Origin of the sequence: Roseobacter sp. HKCC-CH-9351, assembly GCF_037830295.1 — a bacterium.
Classification (GTDB): Bacteria; Pseudomonadota; Alphaproteobacteria; order Rhodobacterales; family Rhodobacteraceae; genus M30B80.
In genome coordinates this window covers 1-537 of sequence record NZ_JBBLYM010000004.1, presented here as the reverse complement: position 1 = coordinate 537, position 537 = coordinate 1, and the positions used below count along the sequence as shown (strand labels likewise).

Genomic DNA, 537 nt, shown 5'->3' with positions numbered 1-537 from the left:
ATGACCCGCTACCCGCCCCTAGACAACACCCATTGGCCCGCCGAAATCGCGGATATGCAAGCGGGGTTTGCGGGGCGGTTGAATGTCTATCGGGTGATGGCACATCACCCTGCATTATTACGGGCTTGGGCGGATTTGCGGGATCATGTGGTGGTCAAAACCGCGCTTGGCCCCGAATTGAGCGAGGTGGTGATCCTGCGTGCCGCGCATTGGATGGGCTCGGATTATGAATGGGCGCATCATGTCAGCCGTGCGCGCGCCCTTGGGTTTGAAGATCACCGCATCGCGCGTCTCGCAGGCCCAATTGACGAGATCACAGGTCAAGATCAAACCATCGCCCGCGCAGTCGATGCCCTGATGACCACGCGCGCGATCCCCCCCCAGATGCAGGGGCCGCTTGAGGCGGAAATTGGCAAAGAGGGCATTTTTGATTTGATTGCCACAGTGGGCTTTTACAGCACGCTTGGTTTTATCCTTAACTCCTTCCCCCCACCGCTGGATGAGGCGGTCGCGCGCGAGCTGCGCGAAACGCCGTTT

The 537-nt window shown here is 59.6% G+C and carries 1 protein-coding gene; it reads left to right on the top strand.

Features of this window, described 5'->3' with window-relative positions:
- A partial coding sequence (locus AAC632_RS12205; protein ID WP_340299157.1) for a carboxymuconolactone decarboxylase family protein occupies positions 1-537 on the top strand: 537 nt, incomplete at its 3' end.